The organism is Brachybacterium sp. FME24 (assembly GCF_014897705.1).
Lineage (GTDB): Bacteria > Actinomycetota > Actinomycetes > Actinomycetales > Dermabacteraceae > Brachybacterium.
In genome coordinates this window covers 90262-105304 of sequence record NZ_JABUXV010000008.1, presented here as the reverse complement: position 1 = coordinate 105304, position 15043 = coordinate 90262, and the positions used below count along the sequence as shown (strand labels likewise).

General features: G+C 69.9%; 13 protein-coding genes. 6 read left to right on the top strand and 7 right to left on the bottom strand.

The annotated features are described in order from the left end of the window. Positions 1 to 35 precede the first annotated feature (35 nt). Positions 36 to 1301 carry a coenzyme F420-0:L-glutamate ligase gene (locus tag INT51_RS10700; RefSeq protein ID WP_304502157.1) on the top strand — a complete coding sequence of 422 codons (1266 nt, stop codon included), beginning with the start codon at positions 36 to 38 and terminating at the stop codon, positions 1299 to 1301. Then, a complete protein-coding gene (locus INT51_RS10695) occupies positions 1298 to 2023 on the top strand; it encodes a TIGR03089 family protein (RefSeq protein ID WP_193105290.1) in 726 nt (241 codons plus the stop codon). The genes INT51_RS10700 and INT51_RS10695 overlap by 4 nt, the downstream gene beginning before the upstream one ends. Positions 2024 to 2079: 56 nt before the next feature. Here the strand turns inward: INT51_RS10695 and INT51_RS10690 are convergent, their stop codons facing one another. The 6 genes from INT51_RS10690 to INT51_RS10665 all read right to left on the bottom strand — a co-directional run bounded on the left by INT51_RS10690 (position 2080) and on the right by INT51_RS10665 (position 9138). Then, positions 2080 to 2850 (bottom strand): ABC transporter ATP-binding protein, encoded by a 771-nt coding sequence (locus tag INT51_RS10690; protein WP_193105289.1) that lies wholly within the window; start codon positions 2848 to 2850, stop codon positions 2080 to 2082. Positions 2851 to 2863: 13 nt separating this feature from the next. Further along, positions 2864 to 3799 carry an ABC transporter permease gene (locus tag INT51_RS10685; protein WP_193105288.1) on the bottom strand — a complete coding sequence of 312 codons (936 nt, stop codon included), beginning with the start codon at positions 3797 to 3799 and terminating at the stop codon, positions 2864 to 2866. Continuing rightward, on the bottom strand, positions 3796 to 5925 hold the full coding sequence (locus INT51_RS10680; RefSeq protein WP_193105287.1) for a glycosyltransferase: 2130 nt from the start codon (positions 5923 to 5925) through the stop codon (positions 3796 to 3798). The genes INT51_RS10685 and INT51_RS10680 overlap by 4 nt, the downstream gene beginning before the upstream one ends. A gap of 58 nt (positions 5926 to 5983) precedes the next feature. Then, a complete protein-coding gene (gene glf / locus INT51_RS10675; RefSeq protein ID WP_193105286.1) occupies positions 5984 to 7141 on the bottom strand; it encodes a UDP-galactopyranose mutase in 1158 nt (385 codons plus the stop codon). Between the two features lie 111 nt (positions 7142 to 7252). Beyond that, the gene (locus tag INT51_RS10670) at positions 7253 to 8134 is read right to left on the bottom strand and encodes a glycosyltransferase (protein WP_304502156.1); all 882 of its coding nucleotides are present in this window, start codon (positions 8132 to 8134) and stop codon (positions 7253 to 7255) included. Next, positions 8131 to 9138, bottom strand: coding sequence for a glycosyltransferase (locus INT51_RS10665; RefSeq protein WP_193105285.1), 1008 nt, complete (start codon positions 9136 to 9138; stop codon positions 8131 to 8133). Before INT51_RS10665 ends, INT51_RS10670 begins: the two co-directional genes overlap by 4 nt. 417 nt (positions 9139 to 9555) lie before the next feature. Here INT51_RS10665 and INT51_RS10660 point away from each other — a divergent pair, with 417 nt between their 5' ends. Then, positions 9556 to 10614 carry an LCP family protein gene (locus tag INT51_RS10660; RefSeq protein WP_304502155.1) on the top strand — a complete coding sequence of 353 codons (1059 nt, stop codon included), beginning with the start codon at positions 9556 to 9558 and terminating at the stop codon, positions 10612 to 10614. 191 nt (positions 10615 to 10805) lie between these two features. After that, positions 10806 to 12314: an ankyrin repeat domain-containing protein gene (locus INT51_RS10655; protein WP_193105284.1), complete on the top strand. Its 1509-nt coding sequence runs from the start codon at positions 10806 to 10808 to the stop codon at positions 12312 to 12314. Positions 12315 to 12396: 82 nt separating this feature from the next. Here INT51_RS10655 and INT51_RS10650 read toward each other — a convergent pair whose 3' ends face one another. After that, the gene (locus tag INT51_RS10650; protein ID WP_193105283.1) at positions 12397 to 13116 is read right to left on the bottom strand and encodes a glycosyltransferase family 2 protein; all 720 of its coding nucleotides are present in this window, start codon (positions 13114 to 13116) and stop codon (positions 12397 to 12399) included. A gap of 168 nt (positions 13117 to 13284) precedes the next feature. Between INT51_RS10650 and INT51_RS10645 the strand changes: the two genes are divergently transcribed. Together INT51_RS10645 and INT51_RS10640 are read left to right on the top strand one after the other, a co-directional pair. Beyond that, positions 13285 to 14610, top strand: coding sequence for a nucleotide sugar dehydrogenase (locus INT51_RS10645; RefSeq protein ID WP_193105282.1), 1326 nt, complete (start codon positions 13285 to 13287; stop codon positions 14608 to 14610). Between the two features lie 4 nt (positions 14611 to 14614). Then, positions 14615 to 15040: a DUF2304 domain-containing protein gene (locus tag INT51_RS10640; RefSeq protein ID WP_193105281.1), complete on the top strand. Its 426-nt coding sequence runs from the start codon at positions 14615 to 14617 to the stop codon at positions 15038 to 15040. Positions 15041 to 15043: the final 3 nt, after the last annotated feature.

Below are 15043 nucleotides of genomic sequence, written 5' to 3'. Positions count from 1 at the left end.
ACCTGCGCGCCCCGAATCACAGACCGGGAGGCCCCGTGAGCCCCACGCCGCAGCACCCGCAGGTCGCACCGATCCCAGCGTCGCACGCCGCGCCACCGGCACCCTCCTCGAGCCCACCGGCCGCTCCGCCGGCTCCGTCTGGCCCGCCGCCGGGACAGGGCGCGGTCCAGATCCTCCCGGTGCGGGGAATCGGCGAGATCCGGGAGGGCGACGACCTCGCCACCATGCTCGCCGACGCGATCCGGGGACTCGATGCGCGTGACGGAGACGTGCTGTGCGTCTCCACCAAGATCGTCTCCAAAGCGCTCGGTCTGCGCGTCTCACCGCATGAGCGGGACGCTGCCATCGAGGCATCGGCCGTGCGCACCGTCGCTCGTCGCCGTCACACCCACGTGGTCACCTCGATCCTGCAGATCCCCTCCGGCCCGGTGATGGCGGCGGCCGGAGCCGACTCCTCCAATGCCCCCGACGGCCCTCTGCTGCTGCCGGAAGATCCCGACGCCTGCGCCCAACAGTTACGAGAAGGCCTGGTCAGCGCCCTCGACGTACGTATCGGCGTGCTGCTGACCGACACCTCGTCCAGGATCTGGCGGGTCGGGGTGGGCGACATCGCGCTCGGAGCATCGGGCGTCGCTTCGCTGCAGGATCTGCGCGGCGGCGTGGACGCCGACGGCCGCCCCCTCACGGTGACGGTGCGCAATCTGGCCGACGAGCTCGCCGCCGCCTCCGATCTCGTCAAGGGCAAGTCCAGCGGGGTGCCGGCCGCTCTCGTGCGCGGCCTCTCCGAGGCGACCACCGAGGATGTACCTGCCCGGGACCTCTCACGCACCGGCAGCGAGGACTGGTTCCGTCGGCCCAGTCTGGAATCGGTCTGGGTCGCCCTGGGACTGACCCCCGAGCAGGAACCGATCGCGCGCATGTCCCTCGAGCCCGTCGCCGAGCGCGTGCAGCGCGCCCTCGCCGTGGCCTCGCTCCCCCGACCCGGCGACCCGATCCGTGCCGCCACCGCACGCCTGCTCGAACCGCTGCCAACCCCGGCCCCCTCTCCTCCCGACCGTTCGGACGGGATACCGTCGACCGGGGCAGCAGGTCCCCTGCCGGCGATGCCTCCGGAGAAGACCGCCTCCGAGGCCGCGCGCATCGTGGTCACCCCGGCCGGCACCGAACCCGCGGACTGGATCGCGGCCGGGGAGCTGGCCGAACGGCTTCGCACCGCGCTCGGAGCCGAGGGCCTCGGCGAACCGCTGCCACCCCTGAGCGTCGAGATCGCTCACCCCGAGTCCCAGGAGGACCCCCGATGACCGCAGACCTCAGCACCCGCCTGCTCACGGCCCTCGCCCGCAGCGGCCCGAACCCGGCCCTCGCCTGGTACGGGGAGGCCGCCCGGATCGAGCTGTCCGGTCATGTGCTCGCGAACTGGGTGATCAAGACGATCGGTCACCTCCACGACGAGATCGCCCTTGAGCCCGGCGACGCCGTGGTCCTGGATCTTCCGCCGCATTGGAAGCGACTGGTGCTGGCCCTGGCCGCCTGGTCCCTCGGCGCGCACGTCACCCTCCTGGGCGAGAACGAGGACGAGACCGGTGGCCGGGAGACCGGCACCACGGTCCCGACCGCTCCGCGCCTGGTGGCCACCGATCGGCCGGATTCCGCGCTCGCCCGCAGCGCGGACGAGGTGCTGGCCGTGCAGCCCGTCTCGCTCGCCCCCCGTTTCGATGGGCAGCTCCCTGCCCTCGTGCACGACTGGGTCGCCGAGGTCCGCGCGAGCCCGGATCAGCTCGGCGTCGTGCTGCCCGCGTGGGGAGGGCCAGCACCGTCGCTGCCCGAATCCTCCCTCGCTGCGCACGACACCGTATCCGCGTCCGGGAACGTCATCGCGCCGCGGCTCCTCGTCGGCGGCGATGGCTTGGCCTCGATCCCCGCCGTGCTCGCCGCGCTCCTGGCCGGCGGAGGGTTCGTCGGCCCTTCCGCCGGCGTGAGCGAGCGGCAGGCGCACGACGAAGCCGTGACCGGCCCGGCCTGACCAGGTCCGGCCCGGCCTGACCAGGTCCGGCCTGGCCTGGCCTGGCCTGGCCTCGATCAGCTGGCGCGCAGAGTCGCGACGGCCTTCGTGGGATCGCCGTCGAAGATGACCTTCCCCGCACGCATCACGACGATGCGGGTGCACAGCTTCTGGAGCATCTCCAGCTCGTGGGAGACCACGACCATGGTGCGGCCGGCCTGCTGGAGCTCGCGGATGCGCTGGAGGCACTTGCGCTGGAAGGGCTCGTCGCCGACGGAGAGGATCTCGTCGACCAGGAAGATGTCGGGCTCGGTGTGCACGGCGACCGAGAACGCCAGCCGCAGGAACATGCCCGAGCTGTAGTACTTCACGTCGGTGTCGATGAACTCCTCGATCTCGCTGAAGGCGACGATCTCGTCGAACTTCGCGTCGATCTGCTCGCGATCCATCCCGAGGATCGCGCCGTTGAGGTAGACGTTCTCGCGGCCGGAGAGGTCGGGGTGGAACCCCGCGCCGACCTCGATCAGTCCCGCCACCCGGCCGCGCAGCATCACCCGGCCCACATCGGGGAACAGCACCCCGGAGATCGTCTTCAACAGGGTGGATTTTCCGGAGCCGTTGAAGCCGATCAGACCCACGGTCTCCCCGGCGTGCACGGTGAGGTCCACGTCGTCCAGGGCCAGGAAGGTGTCGGCCAGCTTCTTCTTCTGCAGCGCGGAGAACACCAGCTCCTTGAGCGAGTGATCGTGGCGCAGGGAGAACTCCTTGCTGATGTGCTGGATGCGCACCATCTCGCGGTCGGTAGGGACCGCCGCGGACTCGGGAACGTCCTGGATATTCGGGCTCATGAGTCTGCTCCCCTCACAGTTCCTGGGCGAAGCGCCGCTTGGAGCGCTCGAACACGATGGTGCCGACCACGAACGTCGCCATGGCGATGAGCAGTCCCGCCCACCACAGGCCGAAGGGCTCCCCCGGGGTGGCCAGGGTCGGATCCATCGGAAGCTTCTCCACCACGGGACCCGAGTACCGCCAGAAGGCGACGTGGAAGAGCTCCACCACGATCGTCAGGGGATTGAGCTGGTAGAGCCACCACCAGATCGTGCCGCCGATCGCCTCCTGCACCATGGAGATGCGGTAGAGCACCGGGGAGAGCCAGGTCGCGACCATGACGATGAGGTCCACGAAGTTCTCGACGTCCCGGAACGCGGCGTTCAGCGCGGCGGCGAGCATACCCAGCCCCATGGTGAACACCAGCAGGATCACCATCCCGAGCCCGAAGGCGACCAGGGAGGTCGGCGAGGGGATCCATCCGGACAGCAGCGCCCCCACGACCAGCACCACCAGCTGCGGCAGGAAGTGCACGAGCGCCACGATCATGCTGGACCACGGGAACAGCTGGCTGGGCATGTAGATCTTCGCCACCAGCGCCCCGTTGCCCGTGATGGACCGGGTGGCGTTGCCGAAGACCTCGCCGAAGAGGTTGATCACCACGATGCCGCTGAACAGGTAGACGGCGTAGCCGGGGGTCCCCTTGGACAGCTGCAGGAACAACCCGAGCGCGATGTAGAAGACGATGAACTGCACTGCGGGCTTCACGTAGCTCCACAGCATGCCCAGCATGCTGCCGCGGTAGCGCACCCGCAGCTCCTTGCGCACCAGCAGCCGCAGCAGGAACCGTTCCCGGACCGGGTTCAGCCAGCCGGCGTCCTGTCCGGGCGCCCGCCACCCCTCCGCCTGCTCGGCGGAGGACGGGACGCCGGGAAGAGTGGGGCGAGCCGCGTCACCGTTCCCGGTCACGCCGGGGAGCCTCCGGTCGCAGAGGCATCAGCTGCACCGTCGACCACGTCCCGGTCGCGCACCGGGGCCGGGTTCTCGGCGAAGGTCTTCTCCCACGCCTCGAACGAGGTGATCTGCTGCGCGGCACCTTGGTAGGAGCGCTGCAGATCGGGCCAACGACGGTGGAGGTCGAGGTGAGCACCGACCGCATCGGCGAGCATGTCGCGCACCTGGCGCGGATCTCGCTTGTACCAGGACACCTGGGTGCCCTCCGCGTTGGAGACCAGGGCGCTGTCGTAGGCGGACAGTCGCCACCACTTCGCATCGAGGTGGGCGATCGCGGCCTGCGGGTTCTCGTCCGCCCGCGGCTTCGGCGCCTTCACCAGCTGCTTGGCGAGCGTCTTCACGGTCCACACCGGCAGCATCAGGCGACGCGGCTCGGTGAACGGCTTGCCCTTGCGCGGCGGCTTGTCGACATGGATCGACGGGTAGAGATCGGGATCCTTCTTCGCTGCGGCGTCGTCGAAGTCCGACGCCATCGCCCGGATCTCCGGCAGCTTCGTCCCGATCGACGGGTGGAGCATCTCGGGCCCATCGAGCACGTCGCGCTGCGCCATGAGCCGACCCGCCTCGGTGTAGTACTGCATGGAGATCAGGTGCTTGACATCCATGAACTGAGATTCCTTGATCACCCGGCCACCCCTCGCGTACGGCGAGTGCAGCAGCGCGGTGATGATCCGGTTGCGTTCGTGGAAGTAGGCCTGCCATCCCACCAGGTCGTCCTTGTCCACCCAGCTCATGTGCCACACGCCGGCGCCGGGCAGCGAGACCGTCGGGAACCCGGCCTTCTTCGCGCGCAGGCCGTACTCGGCGTCATCCCACTTGATGAACACCGGCAGGCTCAGACCGATCTGGCGGACCGCCTCGGTCGGGATGAGGCAGCTCCACCAGCCGTTGTAGTCGACGTCCGCGCGCCGGTGCAGCCACGGGGTCGAGCGCAGCGGGTCGAGCGCGAAGTCGTGACCCATCTCGGCGCCCGGGTTGGCCAGGGCGGGCTGGATGCGCCACGGATCGACGACCTCGCCGAAGGTGTGCAGCACCGAGCGGTTGTTGAGGTCGAACATGTGGGCGCCGACGATGGTGGGCTTGGTGGCGAAGTCCGCGAAGGTCGTCATCCGGATCAGTGACTCCGGCTCCAGGACGATGTCGTCGTCGCAGTTGACCACGTAGGTCGACGTGCCACCGGTGGCGGCCTCGTACATGCCGCGGGAGAAGCCCCCGGAGCCGCCGATGTTGCCCTGTTCGATGATCTGCAGCTGGTCGCCGAGCGATTCCTGCAGCGGCGCCAGATCCTCGGCGTGGTCACGCAGGCGGTCCGTGCCCTGATCGACGACGTACATGACGTCCAGCAGCTCGCGCAGATCCGGGTCCTGGGCGACGGTCCGGATGTTGTCCAGGCAGTACGGGACCTTGTTCATGGTGGTCATGCCGATGGAGAACGTGCCCTCGGTGCGGGCGAGATCGGCGTCGGCCGTCCACTGGGCGCCCAGGATCGTGAGGTCGTCATCGCCCGCATACGCGTCGAACCAGTACCAGCCGCCGTCGCCGAAGGCATTCAGCGGCAGGTCGAAGACCTGCTCGGTCGGGCCGCCGCCGACGTTCCGTGACACCTGTCGCTGCAGGGTCCCCCGGGCGGTGGAGCGCATGATGATGAGGTGCCCGGACCCTGCGGTCCGGATCGTCAGACGGATCTTGCGCACCGGGGTCCAGCGCCGCCAGTAGCTGGCGGGGAAGGCGTTGAAGTAGGTCCCGAAGGAGCGCATCGAGTGCGCGGGGATACGCACGGCGTAGCGGTCGTTGATCTCGCTGATGTCCACCTGGCTGAGCGCGCCCGCCTGAGCGGCCCCGCCCCCGCGCGAGGACGGCGCGGCAGGCTCCTGGGCAGCGCGATCGGACGCTCCGCCCAGTCCGAAGGCTCCGCCGGTGGCGCCGGAGCGGGCATCCTCGGCCTCGATGTACAGCGGCACGATGTCCGGGGACGCCTCGTACGGCAGGATCAGTCGTTGCAGCAGTCGCTGCGGGGCGAGCTCGGGGGTCTCGTCGCCGCGAGGTTCGGCGGTCGCGGTCGGGGCGGGGGTGGCGTTCATGGTGCTCCTCATGGGCGCTCGTCGGATGCCCCGCTCGGTGCGCGGCGGGGCTGTCGGGTCACGCCCGCAGCAGGTCGGGCAGCTTGTTGTCGGCCATGGACAGGGCGGAGCCGATGGCCATGTGCATGTCGAGGTACTGGTACGTGCCCAGTCGTCCGCCGAACAGGGTGCGGGGCTCGGCGTCGGCCAGCTCGCGGTAAGCGCGCAGGGTCTCGCGGTCGCCGCCGGAATTGATCGGGTAGTAGGGCTCGTCGCCGGTCTCGGCGAAGCGGGAGAACTCGCGCTGGATCACGGTGGCGTCCGTCGGGTAGTCGCGCTCCGGGTGGAAGTGTCGCGGCTCGATGATCCGGGTGTAGGGGACCTCGGCATCGGCGTAGTTCATCACCGAGGTGCCCTGGAAATCGCCCACCTCGAGGTGCTCCGTCTCCAGATCGATGGTGCGCCAGCCGAGGCTGCCGTTCTCGTAGTCGAAGTACCGGTCGACAGGACCGGTGTAGACGACGGGGAGGTTGCCGCGGGTGGCGTTCTTGTTCAGCGGCTGCGTCTCGTCGAAGTAGTCGGTGCTCAGCTGCACGTCGATGTTGGGATGGTCCGCCATCCGCTCGAGCCACGCGGTGTAGCCCTGCGTGGGCAGCCCCTCGTAGTCGTCGTTGAAGTACCGATTGTTGTACGTGTAGCGCACGGGCAGACGGGAGATGATCGAGGCGGGCAGATCCTTGGGGTCCGTCTGCCACTGCTTGCCGGTGTAGTTCTTGATGAATGCCTCGTAGAGCGGGCGCCCGATCAGGGAGATGCCCTTCTCATCGAGGTTCTCGGGATCGGTGCCCGCGAGCTCGCCGGCCTGCTCCGTGATCAGCGCCCGGGCCTCGTCGGGGGTGTAGGCGGCACCGAAGAACTGGTTGACGGTGCCGAGGTTGATCGGCATCGGGTACACGATGCCCTGATGGTTCGTATACACCTTGTGCTGGTAACCGGTGAAGCTGGTGAACCTGTTCACGTAGTCCCAGACCCGCTGGTTCGAGGTGTGGAACAGGTGGGCCCCGTACTTGTGGACCTCGATGCCGGTCTGCGGATCGGCCTCGGAATAGGCATTGCCGCCGAGGTGCGGACGCCGATCGATGATGGTCACCTTCGCGCCGTGCTCGGCGACGGCGCGCTCGGCGATCGTCAGCCCGAACAGGCCGGAGCCCACGATCAGGAGGTCAGGAGTCGACACAGGAGGTCCTTTCGAAGCATGCGGAGGGTCCGCCGGAGACCAGATCACAGTAACCGAGGGCGGGGCGCACCCGAGCACCGGGACCCGGCGCGCCGACAGGTGTGGCGGTGGTCATGCCGTCTTCTCGATGAAGGTGCGGTATCCCAGGCGCCGCACCCATCCCGGGGCGAAGCGATACGCGCCCCTCAGGGTGAGGTTGCGCAGGAACAGCGCCGGGCTGGTGACCCGGTCCCGGACCATGTGCCGCTGCAGGCGCACGTCGCTCGCGTAGAGGCGCCAGCCTCCGCGCCGCGCGAACAGGTCGTCATCGACGCGGTAGTCGACGACGACCTCCGGGAGATTCCCCAACCGGGCACCACCGAGCATCATCCGCTCCCACAGCCAGTAGTCCTCCAGCAGCGGAAGTTCGCGGTACCCGCCGACGGCGAGCGCGACCGAGCGTCGCATCACCACGGTCGGATGGTGGAAGGGGCTGTGGTGAGGCATGTACTCCACGATCTCGTCATGGGTCGTGGGTCGGGCGCGCAACGGCCCGTGGCCCGGCTCGAGCCGATCGCTGAACTCGCGCATCGCGCCGCCGAGGAGATCCACCGGGTCCGCACCGTCGGCGTCGCCGTCCATACGGGGGATCTGCAGGGCGAAGCGCTCGGGACGGCAGATGTCGTCGGCATCGGCGCGCGCGACCAGGTCCAGGGGCGAGACCTCCAGGCCATCCTGCAGCGCCGCGGCAACACCCCGGTGGGTCTCGTGGCGCAGCACCTGTGCCGGGCCGAACTCCCCGTCGACGACTCGCGCGACGAGGGTCTCCAGAGCGGCCGGCAGCGGGCCATCGACGGTGAGGATCACCAGGTCGGGGGGCAGCTGCTGGTCGACGGTGGCGGAGGCGAGGGCGAGCTCGACCCGGTCCGACCGGTCTCGACCCCACACGGGCATGAGCACCGCGAACGGTGGCGTGCCGCGTGCCGACACCTGCACCTGGTGCCCGGCGCTCACCGTCCCGCCGCCCGCTCGATCGCGCGGACGTCCGCCGCGGCCTCGGCCTCGCCCTGCAGCACCAGGGCCGACGGGCGAGGCCCTCGTCGCAGCGCGGACGCCAGGCCTCTCAGGCCCACCCCGATGAGGTCGCCCCGATGGCGCAGCAGCTGACCGGCCCACCCGAGCGCAGTGCGTCCGCCGTACAGCACCTTTTCGACAGGGGTGAACGAGGTCGTGCGCAGGAGGGCCCAGAGCCGGTTGCGCACGTCGTAGTAGAAACGTGAGCCGGGGCTGGTCTGGGCGTTGCTGAAGGTCGCTGTGCGGTGCTCGACCACTGAGGTGGGAACCTGCAGCCCGCGCCCGTGGCGCAGCAATCGACCGGTGTGCTCGAAATCGTCGGACCAGATGAAGTAGTCCGCGTTGGGCAGCCCGAGGCGCCGCACGTCCTGACCGTTGAGGAAGGCGGAGACGTAGCTGGCGGTGCGGATGGGGCGGCCCCCGGCGTGCGCGGCATCCCGCCTCTCCTGGGCGCTCGCGCCGAGGCGGGTGCGTTGTGCGTTCATCGGATGGTCGCGCCCGTCGGTCCACACCGCTCGAGAACTGAGCACGCTCAGTCGCACCGGGGAGGCGTCCAGGGCGCCCAGCAGCTCGGCAAGGGCCGCGGGTCGCGGAACGGTGTCGTCGTCCATCACCCAGACCCAGTCGGCGTCGTGGCGGACCAGGGCGCGAGCGATGCCGGTCGCGAAGCCACCGGCCCCGCCCACGTTGCGGCGCAGGTGGACGACGTCCGCAGCGAGCGGGTGCTCGTCGGCGACGGTGCCGCTTCCGTCGCTGGAGGCGTTGTCGATGATCACCACGGCGTCCGGGAGCCGCTCCTGGGCGGCGAGGCCGTCGAGGCACTCGCGCAGCAGCTGCTCGCGGTTGTAGGTCACGACCACGGCGACGACTCGCGCCGACCTCGTATCGGGGTGGGCGGTCTGGGGCTGCGGCGTCTGGCCGCCTGCGGGTGCGGAATGGGTCACGGCGCCTCCTGCTGGTGGTCGTGGCCGCCTCGGCGGCGCGGTCACCAGTGTACGGAGCGCACAGGAGGGTGAGTGCACCGGTCGATGCCCGAGGTGTGAAGGTTCCCGGGAGGTTCTCTGCATGCCGGACATTCCGCCGTGCCGCACTCCCCTGGTCCCTCCCAGGACAGCTACTCTGTCGAGCGCCGTACACACCGACAGACCCCGGCAGGGAAGGAGACAGCTGTGAGCGACCAGCAGCCACCGCGCTCTCCGCGACCTGGAGGGCCGCGCCGTCCTGCGGGCCACAGGGCTCGCGCGGGGGGCAGCGCCCGCCCGGTACCCCGATCTCCACGACCGCGTGCCACGGAGCGGGCCTCCGAGGCAGACCCCACACCGACCCGGCAGTTCCCCGTCGGTGAGGACGCGCCACCGTACGTGAGCAGCGGACACCCGGCCGACGGGTATCCGGGCGATGGCCCGTCCCGGGGAGGCTCCGGTGTGGAGCATCCCCCCGTCGGCCCTCCCCCGGGGCCTCCGCGCAGTCCGCGACGCCGCTCGCGGGTCCCCCGGCCGCTGCGCCTGGGCGCCACCCTCCTGGTCCTGGTCCTGGTGATCGTGGTGGGCTGGGGCGCCGGACTGGTCCTGTGGGCCGACAGCCGCATCGAGCATGTCGATGCCCTGACAGACGCCCAGAACACGGAGGGCACCACGTACCTGATCGCGGGTTCCGACCGCCGCGGCGGCGAGGCCGTCAACGATGACGGCACCGAGGGAGCCCGCACCGACACGATCATGCTCCTGCACAAAGCACCGGGTGGGAACAGCTACCTGGTCTCACTGCCTCGCGACACCCTGGTCGACATCCCCGGGCACGGCGGGTACAAGCTCAATGCCGCCTATGCCTTCGGCGGTGCCCCACTCCTGGTCGAGACCGTCGAGGAGTTCACCGGGCTGGCCGTCGACCACTATGTCGAGATCGGCTTCGACGGCGTCTCCGGCATGGTCGATGCCGTGGACCACGTGAACCTGTGCATCGACCAGGACGTCGAGGACGAGAAGTCCGGCCTGTCCATGACGGAGGGCTGCCACGACGTCGGCGGCGAACAGGCCCTCGCGTTCGTGCGCGCCCGCTCCTTCGATCCCACTGCCGATATCGGGCGCCAGCAGCGCCAGCAGCAGTTCGTCGGAGCACTCATGGACCGCGTCGCCTCGCCTGCTGTGCTGCTGAACCCGCTCAGCCAGGTGAAGCTGGCCGGCGCCGGCTCCGACTCGCTGGTCACCAGCGAGGGCACCGGGATCTTCACGGTGGCTCGCATGGCCCTGACGGCGCGCAGCGCGATGAGCGCGGGCACCTTGACGATGCCGATCGAGGATCCCGAGTTCCAGACCAACAACTCCGGCGTCGCGATCCTCACCGACGACGAGGACATCGCCACCTTCTTCGACTCCGTCGCCGACGGGTCCGCCGAGGCCACTCCGGCAGAGTCGGGCTGAGACGGTCGATCCTCGGGCTCCCGCCCCGGGACGCTGTTCTCCCGGCGGTCCCCGACGTAGGATGCGTCACGGCGATCCAGTGACGCCACCTGTCCGCGGGAAGGGCTCAGCCCCTCTGGTGTCGTGCACGAGGACGTCCGTCTCCCCTCCTGCCCGATCCAGCGGACATCGGGCTCGGAGCGGAGGCCACCATGCCCCAGCAGCACCTGCCCGACCACCCCGATCTCACACCCCTGCGGCGTGAGGCGAAGTCCCTGCGCGATCGTGTCCGTGACGCCGACCCCGAGGCGATCACGACTGTGCACGAGCACCATCCCGCTCCGCGCATCGCGCCCGAGGACGAACCCGGGGGTACCGGATTCCGGCTGGCCGACGCGCAGCTGACCGTGGCCCGCTCCTATGGCTTCCGCTCCTGGCCCGCCCTGCGTCGGCACGTGGACCAGGTGCACCGTCTCACCCGCCGCCCCCATCTCGCGGCGGCGTGCACCGGTACCGACGAGCTGCTGCGACTGGCCTGCCTCGACTACGGCACCGATCGCCGCAGCGACCGCGAGGAAGCGGCCCGGCGCCTCGCGGCGGATCCCGCCCTGGCAGGCGCGAGCCTGTGCACGGCCGCCGCGTTCGGCGACCTCGCCGCGGCGCGTGCGATCCTCGCGGTCGATCCCGGTGCGGTCTCCCGCGAGGACGGGCCCTTCCGCTGGCCGCCCCTGCTCTACCTCGCCTACTCACGGACCTGCATCTCGGCACCCGGAGCCGACGGCGCGGGCCACCTCGCCGTCGCCCGCCTGCTGATCACCCATGGCGCCGACCCGAACGCAGGGTTCCTCTGGGACGGCATGACCTCGCCGTTCACCGCGCTGACCGGAGCGTTCGGAGGGGGTGAGCAGGCCGCACCACCGCATCCCGACGAGCTCCCCCTGGCCCGGCTGCTGCTGGGGGCCGGTGCCGAGCCGAACGACAACCAGACCATCTACAACCGCGGCGCGGGCGACAGGTTGGTGCGTGACGACACGGAGTTCCTCGAACTCCTGCTCGCCGCCGGGCTCGGCCGGGGCGATGGCGGACCGTGGCACCGACTGCTCGCTCCTCGGCATCCTGCGCCGACTCAGATCGTCGCGGACGCACTGCAGCACGCGGCGGAGAAGGGCCTTCCCCGCCGGCTCACGCTGCTGCTGGAGCACGGCGTGGATCCTGACCGCGGCAGCACCCATCCTCTCCATCACGGCCGGACCCCCTATGAGGGAGCGGTGCTCCACGGGAACGCCGCCGCTGTCGAACTGCTGGCAGCGGCCGGCGCCGACACCTCGGGCGCCGGCCCGCTCGAACAGCTGGTCGGGGCGTGCCTGTCCGGGGACCGTGATGCTGCACTGCGAGCAGCGGCCGACGACGCCCTCCTGCGGACGCTCCTGACACGGCATCGCGACCTCGTCGCGCGCGCCGCGGTGCTGGGTCGTCCGAATGCGGTCCGTCTGTGCCTCGACCTCGGATCCGACATCGACGCCCTGACGGGGACGACGGCGCTGCACGAGGCCGCGGTGCGCGGCGAGGAGTCCGTCGTCGAGCTGCTCCTCGAGCTCGGCGCGGATCCAGGCATCCTCGATGCGAGCCATCGGGCCCCTGCCGCAGCCTGGGCGCGCCACGGGGGCCACGACCGGCTCGCGGAGCGCCTCGACACGGTGGCCGGCAGAGCAGTGCCGTGAGCTCTGCGATGCACCTGCACAGGCGCCGGGCACGCTCGGGCGCTCTGCTCTGAGCACTCCGAGCTTCGAAAAAGGGCTCGGTTCAGCGGAACAGCATGTCGATGACGATGTTCACGGAGTTGAGCATCGACTGTCCCTTGGACCGCGAGTAGTCGGTGTAGAGGATGTGCACCGGATGCTCCCGCACCGAGAAGTGATGCCGGCCGATCTCCTCGACGATCTCGGAGGCATGGGCCATGCGGTTCTGCTCGATCGCGATCTTCTCGCAGGCCTCACGACCGATCACGCGCAGCCCGTTGTGCGCGTCGGTCAGCTTCACCCCGGTGGTGATGTTGGTGTACCAGACCGCACCCCGCAGCACCATGCGCTTGAGCAGGCCCGGCTTGGTGCGGGAATCGAGGAAGCGGGACCCCAGGACGATGTCCACCTCCTCGGTATCCCGCAGCGCGATCATCGAGGCTGCATCGTCGACCTGATGCTGTCCGTCCGAGTCGAACGTCACGATCTGGCGCATGCCCGGATCGCGCAGCGCATAGTCGATGCCGGTCTTCAGCGCGGCGCCCTGACCCATGTTGAAGGGGTGGCGCACCACAGCGGCACCGGCCTCCGCGGCGATCGCGGCGGAGTCGTCCTGGCTGCCGTCGTCGACGGCGACCACGAGGGGGTAGCGCGTACGCAGGTCACGGATGACATCGCCCACGACCTGGCCTTCGTTGAACAACGGGACGACGAACCATGTGGAGTCCGCTCCCGGGGACGTCACCTCGGCGGCTGTTTCGCGCGGGGGCTCGGGGGTGCTCACGGGCTCTCCTTCTGGGCTGGCGACCGGGGGCGTGGCTTCGATGTCGAGGCGGCGCGGGACGACGCTCCGGAACGGCCGATGAGGATACTCTGTCACGGTGGACCGCCACTGGTGGTCATCATCGCGCACGCGGCGCCCACTGGGGTGCCGGACTAGGAGGAACCCGCTGTGAAGACTGCTGTTGTCGCTCTGGGGAAGATCGGCCTGCCGCTGGCCGTGCAGTTCGCCGATGCCGGCCACGAGGTGATCGGTGTCGACACCAATCCTCGCCAGGTCGAGCTGATCAACCAGGCCACCGAGCCGTTCCCCGGCGAGGCCCACCTCGCCGAGAAGCTCGCCGAACTGGTCCCCGCGGGCAGGCTCCGCGCGACCACCGACTACGCCGAGGCGATCCCGGGCGCGGACGCGATCGTGATCGTGGTCCCCCTGTTCGTCAACGACGCCACCTGGGAGCCGGACTTCGCGTGGATGGACGCCGCCACCACCTCCCTGGCCGAGCACATCACCCCCGGCACCCTGGTCTCCTACGAGACCACCCTGCCGGTGGGGACCCTGCGCACCCGGTTCGTGCCGATGATCGAGAAGATCTCCGGGCTGAAGGAATCGGTCGACTTCTACGCCGCGTTCTCCCCCGAGCGGGTCCTGACTGGCCGCGTGTTCGAGGACCTGCGGAAGTACCCCAAGCTGATCGGCGCCCTGACCGCCGAGGGCACGCAGCGGACCCGCGAGTTCTACGAGTCGGCGCTGACCTTCGACGAGCGCCCGGACCTGAAGCGCCCCAACGGGGTATGGGACCTGGGCTCCCCGGAGGCCTCGGAGCTGGCCAAGCTCGCCGAGACCACCTACCGCGATGTGAACATCGGCCTGGCGAACGAGTTCGCGCTGTTCGCGCAGGACAACGGCATCGACGTGTACAAGGTCATCGAGGCCTCCAACTCGCAGCCCTACTCCCACATCCACCAGCCCGGCATCGCCGTGGGCGGGCACTGCATCCCCGTCTACCCGCGGCTGTACCTGTCCACCGATCCTCTGGCCGAGACCGTCCGCACCGCGCGCATGCTGAACGCCTCGGTCCCCGCGAAGCTGGTCAAGCGGGCCTCGAGCCTGCTGGGCGACCTGAAGGGCCTCAAGGCCGTCGTGCTCGGCGCCTCCTACCGCACCGGCGTGAAGGAGACCGCGTTCTCCGGAGTGTTCCCCGTGGTCGAGGCCCTGCGCGAGCACGGCGCCGAGGTCGCGGTCCACGACACGTACTACGACGACGAGGAGCTCGCCGGCTTCGGCTGGACCCCGTACCACCTGGGCGAGGCCGCGGATCTGGTGATCGTCCAGACCAACCATGCCGAGTACAAGGAGCTCACCGCTGCCGAGGTGCCCGGCGTGAAGCTGATCGTGGACGGCCGCAACATCACCACCGCCGAGAACTGGACCGGCACTCCCCGCCTCGTCCTCGGCGACGGCTCCGCCTCCACCCACCAGCAGGCCGAGGAGTCCTGACCCGATGGGTGAGCACGAGGTGATCCTCGCCCTCGGGCCCGCGCTCGGGGTGAGCAGCCGTACCTTCATCATCCAGCTCCTGCTGGTCGCAGGGATCGTGGCGATCATCGCCTGGCTGTTCGTCAAGCGCGGGGCGAAGCAGCTCGCGGTCCGCCGCCTGCTGATCATCGCCTTCTCGGTGTTCGCGGTGCTGACCGTGCTGTTCCCCGGGGTGCTCAGCCGCGTGGCGAACCTCGTGGGGGTGGGCCGCGGCGCGGACCTGCTGCTGTATGCCACCGTCCTGGTGCTGCTGGGCTTCCTGGCCCTGCAGGAGGCCCGCACCAAGGCCGCCGAGAAGCGCACCACCTATCTCGCGCGCCGACTGGCTCTCGATGAGGCCGTGACCCCGCAGCAGTACCGCGAGAAGGCCCTGCCCCGGCACGACGGATGATCG

What these genes read in the sequence shown, in the direction of transcription:
- INT51_RS10655 (WP_193105284.1), top strand. Translation starts at nt 10,806, where the DNA reads ATGCCCCAGCAGCACCTGCCCGACCACCCCGATCTCACACCCCTGCGG.
- INT51_RS10690 (WP_193105289.1), bottom strand. Translation starts at nt 2,850, where the DNA reads ATGAGCCCGAATATCCAGGACGTTCCCGAGTCCGCGGCGGTCCCTACC.
- INT51_RS10695 (WP_193105290.1), top strand. Translation starts at nt 1,298, where the DNA reads ATGACCGCAGACCTCAGCACCCGCCTGCTCACGGCCCTCGCCCGCAGC.
- INT51_RS10640 (WP_193105281.1), top strand. Translation starts at nt 14,615, where the DNA reads ATGGGTGAGCACGAGGTGATCCTCGCCCTCGGGCCCGCGCTCGGGGTG.
- INT51_RS10680 (WP_193105287.1), bottom strand. Translation starts at nt 5,925, where the DNA reads ATGAACGCCACCCCCGCCCCGACCGCGACCGCCGAACCTCGCGGCGAC.